Annotated in this window: 9 protein-coding genes; 5 read left to right on the forward strand and 4 right to left on the reverse strand. The window is 68.1% G+C overall.

Annotation, left to right across the window (positions count from 1 at the left end):
• Positions 1 to 189: 189 nt before the first annotated feature.
• The 4 genes from AC07UH_RS02515 (at position 190) to AC07UH_RS02530 (ending at position 4,940) form a co-directional block, all read left to right on the forward strand.
• The gene (locus tag AC07UH_RS02515) at positions 190 to 867 is read left to right on the forward strand and encodes a FadR/GntR family transcriptional regulator (protein ID WP_245640722.1); all 678 of its coding nucleotides are present in this window, start codon (positions 190 to 192) and stop codon (positions 865 to 867) included.
• 71 nt (positions 868 to 938) lie between these two features.
• Complete coding sequence (locus AC07UH_RS02520) at positions 939 to 2,558, forward strand: DUF5597 domain-containing protein (RefSeq protein WP_495179451.1); 1,620 nt, start codon at positions 939 to 941, stop codon at positions 2,556 to 2,558.
• Entirely contained in the window at positions 2,555 to 3,571 is a 1,017-nt protein-coding gene (locus tag AC07UH_RS02525) for a glycoside hydrolase family 43 protein (RefSeq protein WP_495179450.1), read from the forward strand. The genes AC07UH_RS02520 and AC07UH_RS02525 overlap by 4 nt, the downstream gene beginning before the upstream one ends.
• Positions 3,572 to 3,575: 4 nt before the next feature.
• Positions 3,576 to 4,940, forward strand: coding sequence for a family 43 glycosylhydrolase (locus AC07UH_RS02530; protein ID WP_495179449.1), 1,365 nt, complete (start codon positions 3,576 to 3,578; stop codon positions 4,938 to 4,940).
• A 61-nt stretch (positions 4,941 to 5,001) separates the two neighbouring features.
• On the opposite strand, the gene AC07UH_RS02535 is transcribed toward AC07UH_RS02530, so the two are convergent.
• Genes AC07UH_RS02535 through AC07UH_RS02545 form a run of 3 tightly spaced genes read right to left on the reverse strand, consistent with a single transcriptional unit; the run spans position 5,002 to position 9,522 of the window.
• Positions 5,002 to 5,550 carry a GNAT family N-acetyltransferase gene (locus tag AC07UH_RS02535; protein ID WP_495179448.1) on the reverse strand — a complete coding sequence of 183 codons (549 nt, stop codon included), beginning with the start codon at positions 5,548 to 5,550 and terminating at the stop codon, positions 5,002 to 5,004.
• A 1-nt stretch (position 5,551) separates the two neighbouring features.
• Positions 5,552 to 7,117, reverse strand: a complete 1,566-nt coding sequence (locus tag AC07UH_RS02540) for a glycoside hydrolase family 30 protein (protein ID WP_495179447.1) — start codon at positions 7,115 to 7,117, stop codon at positions 5,552 to 5,554.
• The gene (locus AC07UH_RS02545; RefSeq protein WP_495179446.1) at positions 7,114 to 9,522 is read right to left on the reverse strand and encodes a beta-L-arabinofuranosidase domain-containing protein; all 2,409 of its coding nucleotides are present in this window, start codon (positions 9,520 to 9,522) and stop codon (positions 7,114 to 7,116) included. The genes AC07UH_RS02540 and AC07UH_RS02545 overlap by 4 nt, the downstream gene beginning before the upstream one ends.
• Before the next feature lie 198 nt (positions 9,523 to 9,720).
• Here AC07UH_RS02545 and AC07UH_RS02550 point away from each other — a divergent pair, with 198 nt between their 5' ends.
• Positions 9,721 to 12,948: a glycoside hydrolase family 2 TIM barrel-domain containing protein gene (locus AC07UH_RS02550; RefSeq protein ID WP_495179445.1), complete on the forward strand. Its 3,228-nt coding sequence runs from the start codon at positions 9,721 to 9,723 to the stop codon at positions 12,946 to 12,948.
• Between the two features lie 297 nt (positions 12,949 to 13,245).
• Here the strand turns inward: AC07UH_RS02550 and AC07UH_RS02555 are convergent, their stop codons facing one another.
• Complete coding sequence (locus AC07UH_RS02555) at positions 13,246 to 15,663, reverse strand: TonB-dependent receptor (RefSeq protein WP_495179444.1); 2,418 nt, start codon at positions 15,661 to 15,663, stop codon at positions 13,246 to 13,248.
• Positions 15,664 to 15,726 lie beyond the last annotated feature (63 nt).

The following is a 15,726-nucleotide window of genomic DNA, read 5'->3' on the forward strand; positions in this document are numbered from 1 at the left end:
TCCCTCTCCCCAATAATACCGACATGAGTGCCGTGTAATGTCCTACATATAACGAGTCGGATTATGCCGGACAAATGAAATTTGCAGGTGGATCGGTTGCGGCCTATCGATGGGACGGCGATCCCTCGCCATGCCCTTGGGAAGGTTCATAAAAAATTGGCGAAACGCGAACGGATCAGGCCAGCGCACGTGACGATCGCGCGGACGCTCGGCGTCGCGATTGTCACCGGCGACTATACGCCGGGCGAGACGATTCCCGGCGAGTTCGATCTTGCCGACCGGTTCGGCGTGGCGCGCAACGTCATCCGCGAGGCGCTGCGTATGCTGACCGCCAAGGGCTTGATCGAAAGCCGCCGCAAGACGGGAACGCGGGTGCGCGAACGGGTCGACTGGAACCTGCTCGATACCGAGATGCTCGGCTGGATGTTCGAGGGCGAACCGCCGGTCGGCTTCGTCAAAAGCCTGTTCGAACTGCGGCTGATCGTCGAACCGGCCGCCGCCGCGCTCGCCGCGACGCATCGCACCGCCCGGCAATTGTCGCGACTCGGCCATGCGCTCGAACTGATGACGCATCACGGTCTGGAGAGCGTCGCGGGTCAGGCGGCGGACGAGCAATTCCACGCGGTGCTGCTCGAGGCGACCGCCAACGAACTGCTCGGCAGCCTGTCGAGCAGCATCTCGTCGGCGGTGCGCTGGACGACGTTCTTCAAATATCGCGTCGTCGCCGATTACATCGATTCGATCCCGCAGCATCAGGCCTTGTTCGAGACGATCGCGCGCGCCGACCCGGCGGCGGCGCATGCCGCGGCGACCGCACTGATCGAACAGGCGCAGCGCGATACCGAACAGGCGATGCGGATCGCTTGATCCAAGTTGCATCTTGACCGTCTCCGCAGCGGGAGTCATGTCCTACATATAAAATAGGGCAGGAGCGGACGATGGAGCGACGGTCGGTGACGCGATGTGCCGGGGCGCTTGGCATCGGCCGTGCCGCTGCCGCGCTGCTGCTCGCCTGCGGCGTCGTGGTGGCGCCGCTGGCGGCGCAGGACAGCCGTTTCGTCGCCACCGACGCGGGCAAGCCGTCGCTGCGCGTCGATGGACAACCCTTCCTGCTGCTCGGTATCCAGCTCAACAATTCCAGCGGCTTCCCCGCCGAACTGCGCCGCCTCGCGCCCGCGATCCGGCGCAGCCATGCCAATACGGTGATGGCGCCAATCGGCTGGGAATCGGTCGAGCCGGTGGAGGGGCGGTTCGACTGGACGGTGGTCGACGGGCTGATCGCCGAGGCACGCGCGCAGCAGGTGCGGCTGGTGCTGCTGTGGTTCGGGACGTGGAAGAACGCCAACATGAGCTACACGCCCGCCTGGGTGAAGCGGGACACCGCGCGCTTCCCGCGGGTCGTCGACGCGCTTGGCAAGCCGATCGAGGTGCTGTCGCCGATCGCCGCCGCCAGCCGCGACGCCGATGCGCGCGCCTTCGCCGCGTTGATGGCGCATCTGAAAGCCGTCGACGGGCGGCAGAAGACCGTCGTCATGGTGCAGGTGGAGAATGAGGCGGGGACGCTCGGCGCCGATCGCGATCATGCGCCCGCTGCCGAGGCGCTGTTCCGCGCCGCGGTGCCCGCCGACATGCCGGGCGCGAAACCCGGCGACTGGACCGCCAATTACACCGAGCGCGCGCCCGAGGCATTCATGGCCTATCACACCGCGCGCTATATCGGCGCGGTCGCGGCGGCGGGGAAGCGCGCCTATGATCTGCCGCTCTACGTCAACGTCTGGCCGCGCGAGCAGCCGGGTCTGTTGCGGCCGGGGGACAGTTCGCCCTCGGGCGGCGCGGTGTCGTGGCTGCTGCCGCAATGGCGCGCGCTGGCACCCGCGATCGACGTCGTCGGCGTCGATAATTACGACACCAATGTTGCGCCTTATACCGATATCGCGCGCGCCTATGACGTGCCCGGCAATCCCCTGTTCGTGCCGGAGACGGGCGGCAGCATGGCGCATGCCCGCCACGCCTTCTGGACGCTGGCGCAGCCGCATGCGGTCGGCATCGGCAAATTCGGCATCGGCGCGGACTTCGGCCTTAAGGACGGGCAGGCGGCGGAGGAGCCGATCGCGCTCGACTATCGTCTGCTGCGCGAGGCGGCGCCGTTCCTGCTGCCGCTGCGCGATGCGGGGCAGGTGCGCGTCGCGGTCGAGGAAGATGGTATGGCGAACGTGCCGCTCGTCTTCGGCGACGTGGATCTCGTCGCGCGCTTCGGCGAGGTGCGAGACGGCTATGGCGGGCCGCGCGGGCAGGGCAACAAGGACCTGTCGGGGCGGGTGATCGTCGCGCGCGCCGCGCCCGATCGCTTCCTGCTCACCGGGGCGAGTGCCAACCTCAAGTTCGCGCCGAGGCTCGGCGCGGCGGGCGGCATCCAGCTCGTCACGGTCGAGGAGGGGCATTTCGAGGGCGGCCGCTGGGTGCGCGAGCGCCTGCTCAACGGCGACGAGACCGCGTTCGGGCTGATCCTGCCGCCGGAGGGGAAGACGCTGATGGTTACCGTGCAGGAGAATCGATGATGTGGCGCGCCGCTTTCGCACTGATGCTCGCGCTGCCGATCGCGGCCGCGCCGGCGCCGACCCCCGCACCGCTGACGATGCCGGCGATGCCGCTGCACGATCCGTGGATCGTCGCCGATGCCGCGACGCGCACCTATTGGCTATTCACCACCAATCAGGCGGAGATGACCGGCGACAAGCGGCTCGGCATCATGGCCTATACCAGCCGCGACCTGAAGCATTGGACGCGCCCGACCGTCGTCTTCACGCTGCCGGACGGGACCTGGGCGAACGACGGCGCCTGGGCGCCCGAGGTGCATCGCTGGCGCGGTCGCTGGTATCTGTTCACGACCTTCCACAACGAAACCGCCAGGCTCGCCAAGCCGGGAACGCATCGCCGCGGCACCGTGCTGGCGGTGGCGGACCGGCTCGGCGGGCCGTTCACGCTGTTGCGCGACGGCGCCCCGATTGCCCCGAAGGAGCTGATGACGCTCGACGGCACGCTCCACGTCGATCGCGCCGGCAAGCCGTGGCTGGTCTATGCGCACGAATGGGTGCAGGCGCGCGACGGCACGATCGAGGCGCTGCCGCTCGATGCGACGCTCAAGGCGGCGGGCGCGCCCCGCTTGCTGTTCCGCGCCTCGGAGGCGCCCTGGGCGTCGGGCCGGCCACAGAAGGAGGGCGACAAGATCTACGTCACCGACGGGCCGGAGCTGTTCCGCACCCGCACCGGCCGGCTGTTGATGCTCTGGTCGAGCTATGACGATCGCGGTTCCTACGTGCAGGGCGTGGCGCGCTCGCGCAGCGGCGAGCTCGCCGGCCCGTGGGAGCAATTGCCGCCGCTGGTCCGCGCCGACAGCGGCCACGGCATGATCTTCCGCCGCTTCGACGGCGGGCTGATGATGGTGCTGCACCGCCCGTTCCACAATGCGCGCGGCAAATTGTACGAGATGCGCGACACCGGCGACAGCGTCGCGGTGGTGCGCGAGGCGAGCGAGCTCGACGGCGAGACTCACCCCACCCATGGAGGCTGACGCGATGACGATCCGAACCCTAGTCGCCCGCGCGCTGCTGCCCGCCGCGGCGCTGCTGGTCAGTGCGGCGGATGCGCCGGCACGCTGGGACGCGACGGGTGCGGGCAATCCGCTGCTGCCGGGCTATTTCGCCGATCCGTCGATCGTCCGCGACGGCGGCCGCTGGTACGTCTTCGCGACGATCGATCCGTGGGGCGGCGATACGCTCGGGCTCTGGACCTCGGACAATGGCCGCGACTGGAGCTTCTCGCAGCCGAACTGGCCGACCAAACAGGCGGCGACCAGCCCGACCTCGGGCGATTCCAAGGTCTGGGCGCCGTCGGTGGTCAAGGCGGCGAACGGCCGCTGGTATATGTACGTCTCGGTCGGCAGCGAGATCTGGGTCGGCAGCGCGGCTTCGCCGGCAGGACCATGGGCCGACGCCAATGGCGGCAGGCCGCTGGTCGCGCGCGACTTCGCGCCCGCCTATCATATGATCGACGCCGAGGCGTTCATCGATAGCGACGGGCAGGCCTATCTCTATTGGGGGTCGGGGCTCAACTGGACCAACGGCCATTGCTTCGTCGTCAAACTGAAGCCCGACATGGTGACGTTCGACGGCGTTCCGCGCGACGTCACCCCCGCGAACTATTTCGAGGGGCCGTTCATGGTGAAGGCGGGGAAACGCTACGCGCTGACCTATAGCGACGGCAACACGACCAAGGACACGTACAAGGTCCGCTATGCGATCGGCGACACGCCGTTCGGCCCGTTCAGGGAGGCCGCCGACAGCCCGATCCTGACCACCGATGCCAGCCGCGACATCATCAGCCCCGGCCATCACGCGGTGTTCCGCAGCGGCGGTCAGGCCTATATCCTCTATCATCGTCAGGCCTTGCCGTGGCCGCGCGACGGCGAGGAGGTGTTGCGCCAGATCGCGGTCGATCCGCTGCGCATCGGCACCGACGGCACGCTGGCGCGGGTGGCGCCGTCGCATGGCGGCGCGGTGAAGGGCTTCGCGCCGGCGCGGGCGCGGGGCTTGCGCTGGCAGGCGTCGGGGAGCGGCGAGGGGGCCTATGGCGCGGCGCGTGCGGCGGACGACAATTACGCGACCTTGTGGCGAGGTGGCGGTGAGGGGGCGGCGACGCTGGTGGCCGATCTCGGCGCGGTACGCGCGGTGACGGGCAGCCGGCTGCGGCCGGAATATGCGACGCGGACCTATACGGTCGGCATCGAGGCTTCGGACGACGGCCGTAGTTGGCGTCCGGTGGTGCCGGCGGCGGCACGCTCGGGCTCGCCGATCGCGCTGCCGCATGCGCTGCGCACGCGCTACCTGCGGCTGACGACGGGCAGCGGCAAGGACGGCTATTGGGAGTGGTCGATCAACTGACGTCTTGCGGTCGCACGTGTCTTTTGGGCGGGCGAGTCGGACCGCGCCGGTTCGGGAACGGTCAAAGCGGTTTCTGCATCCGGATCAATGGGATCGCTATACCGTTCGCCACAGCCTCGACGGTTTCCACCGGCTGATAGCCGTTCACCGCATAGAGACGCTCTCCGCTCAACGTGGCCATCAATTCGACGCTGGTGAAACCATGCGAAGCAGCGGCGTCCTCGCATCCCTTCAGGATAAGCCGGCCTACACCCTGCCGGACGAAATCGGGATCAGTGTACATCGCCCTGATCCTTGCGGGATGCTGCGCCGGATCGAGAAGCTCGGGCGCGCGCAATGCGCTGCTATGATCGCCCCCGTAGAGAGTCGCCCGCTTGCTCCAACCGCCGCAACCCATGATGACCCCGTCGCGCTCGGCGATCAGGTAGGTGCCGTCCTCGATCAGCTGCGTGTCCAATCCCATGATCGCGTGACTGGCTGCGACCTGTTCCGGGGACAGCAAGCCGGTTTGAAGCGCATCGATCGCCCGTTCCATGAGCGCCTTGAGTGCCGGGATATCCTGCCCGGTGGCCCATCGTGTCCGGGGAGCGTCGTCGGTCAAAGCGGTCATGTCACATCCAAACTGGTCGCCCGCTTGGCAGTCTAGCTTTGCGCGTTGCGCCTGTCAGCCGGGACCGCGACCCGTCCGCGCCACCACTATCACCCGGCTTGACACGCCACTGCTTCCCCCGCCCGCGCGTCAGCACCAAAGTCACCACCGACTGCGCCGGCGCAGTCACCCCCGCGACGCAGCGCGCATCGTGCGTCGCATCGGTCAGCACCGCCTGCGCGCGCCAGCCCTGCGGCGCCACCAGCGTCCGAGGCGTCACCCCGCCGTTGACATGGACCAGCACCAGCGTCGCGCCATCCGGCGACAACGCTGCCGCGGTGTCGAGATCGTCGACCGGCACCAGTCGATAGCCGGGGCGGATATAGCGGCTGAACTGCGCCATCGCCCAATATTTGCGGGTGACGTGGATCGCGTGCGGCCCCGCCGCCGGCGCCGCCAGATCGGCCTTGATCAGCCCCCAGTTCGAGGTCGGCTTGCCGTTGCCGCCCGAGAGGTTCTCCACCGCCTGCCAGAATACCCAGGCCGCCGGCTCGAGCCTCTTGAGATCGGCGACGACGTGGTCGGCGAAGGCGAGCGCCGAGGGCATGCCGTCGAAATTCTCCCGATCGCCGTCGAGCGGCGTGTCGTTCTCGCTCATCCACAGCCGGATGCCCGCCGCGCGGGCGGCATCGCGCGCACCCGTCTGGTACAAGGTGCCGTAGCTGTGGACGTTGAGCTGGCCGACCCGCGCCAGCGTCGCCGGTGGATAGGCCGCGACATCGGTGAGGAACAGCCGGGAGTTGGTCTCGTCCGGCGCCGAGACGACCGTCGCCAGCCCGCGCGCCTTGAGCGCCGCGTCGCTGGCGTCGATCATCGCCGCCTGCCGCGCCGGGCTCCAGTGCGCGCCCTCCTGTGTGTTGGCGGCATACCAGTAATCGGTGTTGGGCTCGTTGACCGGCGACAGCGTGCGGAAGGTGATGTGATGCCGCCGCTGCAATTCCTCGACGCTGCGCGCGAGATAGGCGGCAAACGCGCCTTCCTGACCGGGGCGCAGATTGTCGTCGGTCCGCTTCTCCGCGCCCGAAACCTTTCCCGAGACGGTCATGAACCACGGCGGCGAATTCGAGAAGGCCTCGAAGATCGCGCCCGGCACGCGCGCGTGGATCGCATCGAGCCACCAGCGCTGGTTGGCATCCTGCGACCAGTCCCACATCCGCGGATCGTCGGCGCGCCAGTCCTGCGCCTGCGTGCCGGGCGGCAGCCGCCAGAAGCCCGGCACCGCCGCGCCGGTGCGCAGATAGGGTTTGGTGTCCGCGGCATCGCCGCCGCCGATATTGTAGCGCGCGATCGTCCAGCCGAGCCCCCGCCCGGTATAGAACAAATCGGCGAGCCGCGTCCGCTCCGCCTCCGGCCAGCCGCCGGTGACGTTGGCGAACCAGGCGAGCGCGGTCCCCCAGCCCTCGAACACCGTCGACGGCCGGTCGACGGCGGCGCGCAGCACGACGGTCACCGGCCGCGTCACCGACGGCGCCGGTGCCGCCGCGGTGCCGAGCAGCAGCGCGGCGAGCAGCGCGCCGATCCGCTTCACGCCACCGACCCCGGCGCCGCGGTCGGTGCCGACAGCATCCGCACCTCGTAGATATCGACCTCGCCGCGCTTGCCGGTGAAGACGACCTTCGCCGCCGCCTTGCCCTGTTCGCCGGCGCTGCGCAGCGGATAGTCGATCGCGACGAAGCCCTCCTGCGGCTTGGCCTCGCGCGCATCGGTGGCGAGCGGCGTGCCGTCGACGCTGATCGCCAGTTCGCGATTGCCGACGTCGCCGCCCCAATAGACGACGCGCAGCACCGCCGGCCCCGGGCGGCGTTGCAGCGTCAGCGCGATCGTCTCGCCGGCGCGCAGCTTGCGTGCCGACCGGCCGTGGAGCTGCACCGTCTCGGGCTTGCTGGCGGTGAAGGCGTGGTCGCGCTCGGGCTGCATCTCGCCGAGATAGGCGACGTCGGCGGTGCGCCGCGCGAGCGCCTGCCGTTCCTGCTGCGCGCGCAGATAATCGGGCTTGGCCGCCGCCCAGGCCGCGGCGGTGAAGGTCGGAAAATACACCGCGGTGCGGCGGTCATATTGCGCGTAGAACGGGCTGAGCTGGAGTGGTTCGCCCAGCGCCGAGCGCGCGGCGAAGCGGTGCGGGCCTTGTGCGCTGCGCAGCGCGGCGGTCGCCGGGCCGTCGACGGTGAGCGCCGGGCCGAGTCCGTCGAACGCCTCCGCCGCGGCGCCCATGTCGGCGGCGAGCACCAGCGGGCCATGGGTGAAGGCGATCATATTGGGATCGTCCGGTGTCGGCTCGGCCTGCAAGTGCATCGGCAGCGTCACGCGGATCCGGTCGCCCGCCTGCCAGCGCCGGTCGATGACGGCATAGCCGTCGCGCATCGTCGCCGGCGCCGGCTTGCCGTTGAGTTCGACGGTCGCACCCTGCGCCCAGCCGGGGATGCGCAGCGCGATCGGCTGCACCGCGCGGCCGGCACGGCGGACGGTGAGCGTCGCCTCGCCCTCGGTCGGCATGCGCGTGTCGAGGTCGAGCGCCAGCCCTTGCCAGTCGAGGCTGCTCGGGATGTAGAGATTGACGTAGAGCGTCCCCGCCTTGCCCGCGTCATGCCAGTAGATCGAATCCGCGTGCTTGGCGTGGCTCTCCATCCCCGAGCCGACGCAGCACCAGAAGCTCTCCTCCGCGGTCGAGTAGCTGCGCCGCGCGCCCGCCGACAGCGGCATGAAATAGACGAACTGGCCGGTATCGGGCCGCTGGTGCGCGAGGATATGGTTGAGCTGGACGCGTTCGTAAAAGTCGAACCATTGCGCCTTCGGCTCCCAGGCATAGAGGTGCCGGGTGAGTTTCAGCATATTGTAGCTGTTGCACGCCTCGCACGTCGCCTCGGTGATCCGCTTCGACAATTGGTCGGGCTGGCCGAAATGCTCGCGCTCCGAATTGCCGCCGATGACGTAGCTGTGGTGATGGGTGACGCGGTCGTGGAAGAAGCGCGCGGCGCTGGCGTGCGCGGGATCGCCGGTCAGCTCGTACAGGCGGGCGAGGCCGATCAGCTTGGGGATCTGCGTATTGGCGTGCAGTCCGGCGAGCTGGTCGCGGCCGGCGGTGAGTGGGTCGAGCACCGCCTTGTGGCGGATCTTCTGCGCCATGCGCAGCCAGCGCGGATCGCCGGTCAGCGCATAGGTCTCCGCATAGGTTTCGTTGAGCCCGCCATGTTCGGCGCGCAGCACCTGTTGCATCTGCGCCTCGCTCAACGGTTCGAGCACGCCCGCCAGATAGCCGGCGAGCGCGACCGCGATTGGCAGCGCGCGCGGGTTGCCGGCGAGCGTATGCGCGTCGAGCAGCCCGGCATGGACCTTGTGCCAGGTATAGAGCGGCACCCAGCCGCCGTTGAGATCGAAGCCGCCGGTGCGGATGTCGCCGCGGCGCACCTCCTCGAACACGACCTTGCCGTCGATCGTCTTGCCGTCGCGCTCCACCGTGGTGCCGCCGCAATAGCCGTCGCCATGCGCCGCCTGGATGCGCGCCATCTCGGCAAGCGCATGGTCGAGCGTCGCGGCGACCTCCCGGTCACCGGTATTGGCGACGACCAGCGCACAGGCGGACAGCCAGTGGCCGAGCGAATGGCCGGCGATTCCCTGCGCCTCCCAGCCGGCATAGACCGGCTTGGGCGCGGGTAGCTTCGCCGACACGTAGAAATTGTGCAGCAGCCGCTCGGGATCGAGCGACAGCAGATAGCGGCGGTTGGCGGCGAAGGCGTCGGCGAAATGCGACGGCCTGAGCCGGACGTGGCGCATCGGCACCGGCTCGACCCTGGTCGCCTTGTCGGCGGGCAACGCCGCGGCGAACGCCGGTCCGGCGAAGACCAGCGCGCTCGCGCCGCCGAGCAAGGTACGGCGGGTGACGCCCGGGGATGCGCAGCCATGCTGCGGCCTGTCTGCTTCTGCCGATCCCGTCATCGTTCCTCCCAAGCGCATCGCTGCCGCCGTCCTTGTCCGGTCTTTGATTTGTCAGACTAGAGATGGTGATTTTGCGCGTCAACGCGGCTGCACCCGAAGCGCCCGGCAGGACGGCCTGCCACCGTATACGTGGGCCTTGCGCCGCCCGAATAAGCCGATATGTCTGACAACAAGAAGACAAATACAGGGAGCGGAAACATGCGACACGCGTGGCTGTGGGCGGGAATCATCGGCAGTGTCGTGGCGAGCGCCGCGCTGGCACAGGACGGCGCGCCGCAGGTGCAGCCGGTACAGGTCGACCCGTCCCGCCCCGATTGGGAGAATCCCGCGGTGTTCGCCCGCGGCAAGCTGCCCGCCAGCGCCACCGGCTTCCCGTTCGAGAGCCGGGCGAAGGCGCTCGCCGGCGACGAGGCGGCGTCCGCGCGCCATGTCTCGCTCGACGGCACCTGGAGCTTCGCTTTCTCCCCCGATGCCGACCGGCTGCCGGCCGGGTTCGAGCGGCCCGACTATGACGTGTCGACGTGGAAGCAGATCAAGGTGCCCGCCGACTGGCAGACGCAGGGCTTCGACCAGCCGCGCTACAACAACATCACTTATCCCTTCCCCGCCAACCGGCCGCTGATCCCGCATGCCACCAATCCAGTCGGCTCCTATCGCCGCGACGTCACCGTCCCGGCGAACTGGAGCGGGCAGGACGTCATCCTCCATATCGGTGCGGCAGGCTCGGCCTATTACGTCTGGGTCAACGGCGAGAAGGTCGGCTATTCCGAGGACAGCAAGCTGCCGAGCGCGTTCGACGTGACCAAATGGGTCAAGCCGGGCAGGAATACCGTCGCGATCCAGATCTTCCGCTGGTCGGACGGCAGCTATCTGGAGGATCAGGATTTCTGGCGCGTGTCGGGGATCGAGCGCTCGGTCTATCTGATGGCGGCGCCCAAGGTGCGGGTGCGCGACGTCTTCGTCCATGCCGGGCTCGACGCGGCCTATCGTGACGGCCGGCTCGCGGTCGACGTCGCGGTGACGCCGGGCAGCGCGGCGAGCGTGCGGCTGGTGCTGCTCGACGGCGCGCGGCAGGTGCTCACCCGGACGCAGCCCGTCGCGGCCGCCGCGGCGGAGCGCAAGCTGACGCTGACCGCGGACGTGCCGGCGGTGAAGCCATGGACGGCGGAGACGCCCGATCTCTACACGCTCGTCACCGAACTGGTCGACGCGCGCGGCACGGTGCTGCAATCGACCGCCCGCGCGATCGGCTTCCGCACCGTCGCGATTCGCAACGGGCAGGTCACCGTCAACGGCAAGCCGATCACGATCCGCGGCGTCAACCGCCACGAGCACGATCCCGAGACCTTCCACGTCGTCAGCCGCGCCTCGATGGAGCGCGATATCCAGCTGATGAAGCGCAACAACGTCAATGCGATCCGCACCTCGCATTATCCCAACGACCCGTATCTCTACGATCTCGCCGACCGCTACGGCCTGTACGTCATGGACGAGGCGAATATCGAGAGCCACGCGTATATGGATTACGCCAATCGCGTTCCCGACGAGCGGTCGAAATATCAGATCGGCTTCGATCCGGCGTGGAAGGACGCGCATGTCAGCCGCGTCGCCAATATGGTCGAACGCGACAAGAACCATGCCTCCGTGATCTTCTGGTCGCTCGGCAACGAGGCGGGGATCGGCCCCAATTTCCGTGCCGCCGCCGAGGCGGCGCGGGCGCGCGATCCGGGCCGGCTCATCTCCTATCTCGGCTGGGGGACGTTCGGCGGCATCCACGATCACCGCCCCAATGACTTCGCCGACATCTATGCGCCGATGTACGACCCGGCAGTGCGGATGGCCGATTACGCCGCCAACTGGAATTTCAAACAGCCGATGATCCAGTGCGAATATGCGCATATGATGGGCAATTCGGGCGGTAACCTGAAGGAATATTGGGACACGATCTACGCCCATCCCGACAAGTTGCAGGGTGGCTTCGCCTGGGACTGGGTCGACCAGTCGATGTACCGCTACTCCAAGGACGGGCGGCGCTATTGGGGTGACGGCGGCGAATATGGCCCCAATCCGGGCGGCGATATCGAGTTCGGTGACGGCCTGTTGCAATCGGACCGCACGCCCAATCCGCAATTGTTCGAGCTGCGCAAGGTCTATGCGCCGGTGCAGTTCGATGGCTTCGACCCCGCGAGCGGGCGCGTCACCGTGCGCAACCGCCACGACTTCCGCGACCTGTCGGGCTTCGATTTCGACTGGGAGCTGGCCGAGAACGGCGTCGTCGTCGCGCAGGGGGCGCTACCGTCGCCGACTGTCGGGCCGCGTGCCGCCGGTTCGCTGACGCTGCCGGTGGCGAGCTGGAATCGCAAGCCAGGTGCCGAATATTTCGTGACGGTGCGGGTCCGCGCCAAGGCCAATGCGATCCCGGCGGTGGCGGGCGGCACGACGCTCGGCTTCGAGCAATTCGCGCTCGGCGGCGCCGCGTCGCTCGGCACGCCGCCGCTTGCGGGCAAGGTCGACCTGCGCCAGTCGGGCGGTACGATCGCGCTGGCGGCGGGCAAGGCCAGCCTCGAGATCGATCGCGCGACCGGGCTCGTGCGCCGCTACGCCGCCGACGGGCGCGAGCTTGCATCGGGCGGCGCGCCGCACTTCTGGCGGGCGGTCACCGACAACGATCTCGGCATCGGCACCGCCGAACAGCTCAAGGTCTGGAAGACGATGAGCGACACGCGCCGCGTCACCGCGGTGCGTCAGGCGAAGACCGACGCGGGCGCGAGCGTCACCGTCGACTATGCGCTCGGCGATGGCGATGCGACCTTCACCACCGTCTATACGATGGCGGGTGACGGTACGGTCGAGGTGCAGGGCGCGCTGACCCCGGTGAAGACCAAATTGCCCTCGCCGTTCCGCGTCGGGCTCGCCTTCGCGCTGCCGACCGATATCACGACGGTCGAATGGTACGGCCGCGGGCCGCATGAAAGCTATGTCGACCGCAAGACCTCGGCGCCGATCGGCCTGTGGCGCGGCGCGATCGCCGAGCAGAACCACGATTACATCCGCCCGCAGGAAACCGGCAACAAGGTCGACGTGCGCTGGATGGAGCTGTCCGGGGCGGGGCGCGGGCTGCGCGTGCAGGGCGCGACGCCGCTGATGATGAACGCGCTCGCCTTTCCTTATGCCGATCTCGACCGGCATGAACCGGGCACGTGGAAGTCGACCGACGTCGTGCCGCACGGCCAGGTGACCTTGCTGGTCGACGCGGCGCAATGGGGGGTCGGCGGCGACACGCAATGGAGCGAGTTCGGCAAGCCGCTGCCGCACTATCGCGTGCCGGTGGCGCCGACCCGCGTCGCCTTCCGCCTCGCGCCCTTCACCGGCGAGGGGACGACCCCGGACAAGGCGCGCCCGGCGACCGCGACGGGCAACGACTGACGCGGCGGGGGGTGCGGCTTGCGAGGGCGCCGTACCCTTGCGGCCCGGTGCAGCCCGGAATGAGTCGAAACCTCTGCGAAAGTCCCATCGCCTAAATCAACGCAGTGCTCCTGCGAACGCAGGAGCCCAGAGCCAAGCAAAGAAACGTCTTATGGCGTTCGGGACTCCTGGGCTCCTGCTTTCGCAGGAGCACTGGCGACTTTCGCAGAGGTCTCTAACGAATTGGGACTGACGAATCCGATGAGAAGCCGTGTGCGCCTCGCGGCCGCAACCTTATTCGATCGCTGGCCCGCCCCGTCAGAAGCGCACGCGCACCGTGCCGCCATAGGTGCGCGGATTGCCGGGATAGCCCTGAACGATGCCGGTCGACTTCGTATAGCCGAGCAGGTTGATGAAATAGGCCTTGTCGAACAGATTCTCGACCCAGAGCTGCATCTCGAGCCGCTCGTTGTCGAGCAGCACGCCGACGCGCGCGCTGGCCAGCGCATAGGCGGGAATTTCCGCCGAGGGATCGAGCGTGATCGTGGTATTCTGCTTCGAGCGCCAGTTGACGTCGATCAGCCCATAGGCCTTGGTCGTGGCGTCGAGCCGCTGCGTATAGTCGACGGTGAGATCGCTGGTCCATGCCGGCGCCCACGCCACCTGCCGCCCGGTCAGGTCGCAGGTCACCCGGTCGGTCACCTGCCCCGGACAGACCGAATTGGGGAAGGAGGAATAGGTCGCCTTGTCATAGGCGATGAACCCCTTGGTATGCAGGCCCGGCACCAGCCACGTCTCATTCTCCAGCTCGATGCCGCGCGAGGTTAGCGAGCCGACGTTGGCGAGGAATTTGAGCGCGGTATTGCCGACGCCGACCGACTGGTTCGCCTGATAGTTGCGCACCTTGGTATGGAAGGCGGTGAGGTTGAACAGGATGCGGTGGTCGAGGAAGGTCGACTTGATCCCCGCCTCGAAATTGTCGGCGGTCTCGCCCTTCACCGTCTGGCCTGTACCGCGCGGCAGGTCGGGACCGGCGTTGAACGGCAACAGGTTGAAGCCGGCCGATTTGTTGCCGCGCGCATATTTGCCGTAGACGAACACGTCGGGCGTCACGCGGTAATTGGCGCCGATCTCGCCCGATAGCGCGCTGTCCTTCAGGCTGATGTCGACATGGCCGAGCTGCGCATTGGCACCCGCGGCGGACAGGACGGCGATCTGCGCGGCGTTCAGCGCGCCGGGATTGGACGCGACGACACCGTCGTACAATTGGCTGCGCCGCTCCCACGTCTGGCGCAGGCCGGCATCGATCGCCAGCCGGCGCGATGCCTCGGGATGCCAGGTGACGTTGCCGAACACCGCGTCGGTATCGGTGTGGAAGATCGCCTGGCTGCGGATGCCGAAGCCGGCGACGCGCGCGGCATAGGCGCCCTGCGCCCAGTTGCGCCCGCCGACCGTGGGGAAGGCGCTGGCCGAGGGATTGGCCGCCCAGATATTGTACTGGCGGCCGAAGCGGACCCGCGAATCGACCTGCAGCCGCTGGCGGCTGAGGAAGCCGCCGAAGGTCGCCTCGATCGGCCGGTCGCGCGGCGTCGCCCAGCGCAGCTCCTGCGACACCTGCTTCTCGACATTGCACGAGCCATAGTCGCTGATCGCGTCGAGCTGCGTGTAATCATTGTCGTTGTTGGTGAAGCAGCTCCAGCGTTGCCAGCCGGTGATCGACGTGAAGGTGCCGAGATCGGCGGGCGACCAGTCGATCTGGCCGCTCGCGCTGTCGAGGCTGGTGCGGGCATCGAGCCGGCCGTCGATATTGACGTAGCGGTCGCGCGCGTTGCTGGTCAGCAGCGGATAGCCCGCCGCCGCCATCCGCGCCTGCAACGCCGCCGGATTGTAGACCGACAGGATCACCGGCGAGATCGTCGGGAAGAACTGGCGCGCGTGCGTGCCGATCAGCCGGATGGCGAGATCGTCGGTCGGCGTCGCGAGCAACTGGCCGCGCACGCCGACGCCCTGGCGCGCATTCTGATATTGGTTGTTGAAGAGGTTCTTATAGGTGCCGTCGCGGTTGCTGTAGAAGCTCGACAAGCGGATCGCGAGCTTGTCGGCGATCAACGGGCCGGTGACGCTGCCCTTCACCTCGGTAAAGCCGAAATTGCCGGTGCTCGCCTCGGCGGTGCCGCCGGGCGTGAAGCTGGGTTTCAGCGTGTTGATCAGCACCGCGCCGGCGGTGGTGTTCTTGCCGAACAACGTTCCCTGCGGCCCGCGCAGCACCTCGACGTCGGCAAGGTCGTTGAAATCGTTCGATACCATGCCTTGGCGGCCGGTGTAGACGCCGTCGACGAACACGCCGACCGACCCGTCGATGCCATCGGTGTTGAAGCCGTTGTTGCCGATGCCGCGGATGCCGAGGTTGAGCTGCTTCGGATTGGTCAGATAGACCGAGAAGGCGGGCAGCTTGAACTGGAAATTGGTGAAATTGGTGAGGTTCTGCCGCGTCAGCGTGGCGGCGCCGATGACGGTGATCGGGATCGGCACGCGCTGCGCATTCTCGCTGGTCTTGCGTGCGACGACGGTGATCTCGCGATCCTCGCCCTCCTCCACCGCGGCGGCGTCGGGGGTGCCGGGATTGTCGGCCGTCGCGGTCTGCGCGAGCGCCGGCACGGCGGCCAACAGCGCCGAGCTCGCCAGCCAGGCAAGCGTCATCCGGCGACGAAGCGTCGCCTTGCGTTCGATCGTCATTGCTCAACCCCCGTGATCTTATCCGGCCGGGCTAGCCACGATCCGTTACGTCGCTGTTACAAT

The sequence above is a fragment of the Sphingomonas sp. GW821-FHT04B01 genome (genome assembly GCF_059420425.1).

What these genes read in the sequence shown, in the direction of transcription:
- AC07UH_RS02545 (WP_495179446.1), bottom strand. Translation starts at nt 9,522, where the DNA reads ATGACGGGATCGGCAGAAGCAGACAGGCCGCAGCATGGCTGCGCATCC.
- AC07UH_RS02550 (WP_495179445.1), top strand. Translation starts at nt 9,721, where the DNA reads ATGCGACACGCGTGGCTGTGGGCGGGAATCATCGGCAGTGTCGTGGCG.
- AC07UH_RS02555 (WP_495179444.1), bottom strand. Translation starts at nt 15,663, where the DNA reads ATGACGATCGAACGCAAGGCGACGCTTCGTCGCCGGATGACGCTTGCC.
- AC07UH_RS02525 (WP_495179450.1), top strand. Translation starts at nt 2,555, where the DNA reads ATGATGTGGCGCGCCGCTTTCGCACTGATGCTCGCGCTGCCGATCGCG.
- AC07UH_RS02535 (WP_495179448.1), bottom strand. Translation starts at nt 5,550, where the DNA reads ATGACCGCTTTGACCGACGACGCTCCCCGGACACGATGGGCCACCGGG.
- AC07UH_RS02520 (WP_495179451.1), top strand. Translation starts at nt 939, where the DNA reads ATGGAGCGACGGTCGGTGACGCGATGTGCCGGGGCGCTTGGCATCGGC.
- AC07UH_RS02530 (WP_495179449.1), top strand. Translation starts at nt 3,576, where the DNA reads ATGACGATCCGAACCCTAGTCGCCCGCGCGCTGCTGCCCGCCGCGGCG.